Annotated in this window: 1 protein-coding gene; it reads left to right on the top strand. The window is 62.2% G+C overall.

Annotated features, from left to right (window positions below):
• Positions 1–74 precede the first annotated feature (74 nt).
• Entirely contained in the window at positions 75–1,307 is a 1,233-nt protein-coding gene (locus QSK30_RS36560; RefSeq protein WP_502871945.1) for an IS4 family transposase, read from the top strand.
• The last annotated feature ends 125 nt before the right edge of the window (positions 1,308–1,432 follow it).

Genomic DNA, 1,432 nt, shown 5'->3' on the forward strand with positions numbered 1-1,432 from the left:
CAATACCGCTAAGTTAACCGTGGGTGCGGTAGGATTTGCGGGTGGCGAGGGTCGGGCAGGTCAAGGCGCGTGGTGTGGATTCCGGTTCTGCGAGGTTGACGGATCGGGTTTCGTTGGGTGTGTTGGCTGAGGTGTTTCCTCGTGATGTGATCGAGGATGTGTTGACGGAGACAGGGCGTCGGGAGAGGCGTTCGCGGTTGCTTCCGGCGCATGTGGTGGTGCGTTTCTGTCAGGCGATGTGTTTGTTCTTCGATGACGATTACGAAGAAGTGATGCATAAGCTGGTCGGGTCGTTGCGGTCCATGGGGTCGTGGCGGGGTGAGTGGAATGTTCCGTCGACGTCGGCGATCACGCAGGCTCGTCAACGGTTGGGGTTCGAGCCGTTGCGTGGGTTGTTCGAGCGGACCGCGGTGCCGGTGGCCGGTCCGGGCACGAAAGGGGCCTGGTGTGGCTCTCGGCGGTTGATGGCGGTCGACGGGTTCATGCTCGATGTGCCCGACAGCGAGGAGAACTCTGTCGAGTTCGGGCGCAGGAACAGCGGCACGAGGGACGGCGCTTTTCCTCAGGTGCGTGTGCTGGTGTTGGCCGAATGCGGTTCCCACGCGGTCGTGGGGGCGTCGATGGGGCCGTGTAAAACCGACGAGCGGGCCTTGGCGAGAGGTTTCCTGTCTCGCTTGGAGGAGGGGATGTTGGTCACCGCGGATCGCAACTTCTACAGTTTCGACCTGTGGGCGGAGTTCCGTGACAGCGGCGCCGACCTGCTGTGGAGGGTCAACTCCAACCTCCAGTTGCCTGTCGTGGAGTGGCTGCCCGACGGTTCGTTCCTCTCGATCGCCTGCGATCCCGACATCAAGGGCAGGAAACGAGACGACCTCGTCGGACGCGTTCGAGACGGCTGTTCCGTCGATCCGGACGAGGGCCACTTGGTCCGCGTTGTCGAATACGACGTCCCCGACAGGGTCGGGAGTGCCTCCGGTGAGATCATCTGCCTGGTGACCTCGGTCCTCGATCCGGTGGAGGCGACCGCCGAGGAACTGGCCGCCGCCTACCACGAACGGTGGGAATGTGAAACGCTCATCGACGAGATCAAAACCCACCAACGCGGACCCGCGCGAGTCCTTCGGTCACGATCACCCGACATGGTCCGCCAGGAAATCTGGGCACTCCTGCTCACGCACTACGGCATACGAAACCTCATGTGCCGAGCAGCCGACGAGATCGGCGAGGACCCCGACCGACTCTCCTTCATGCGCACCCTGCGCATCATCCGCCGCCACATCACCGCACAAGCCGACTTTTCCCCCTGACCACAGAAAACGATCAACCGCCGACGCGATCACCGACATCAACCGACGCCGCAAGAAACGCAGAGAACGAACAAACCCCCGCGTCATCAAACGCGGACGACACAACTCCTACATCGTCAAAAAAC

Origin of the sequence: Actinokineospora sp. NBRC 105648 (genome assembly GCF_030269645.1) — a bacterium.
Classification (GTDB): domain Bacteria; phylum Actinomycetota; class Actinomycetes; order Mycobacteriales; family Pseudonocardiaceae; genus Actinokineospora.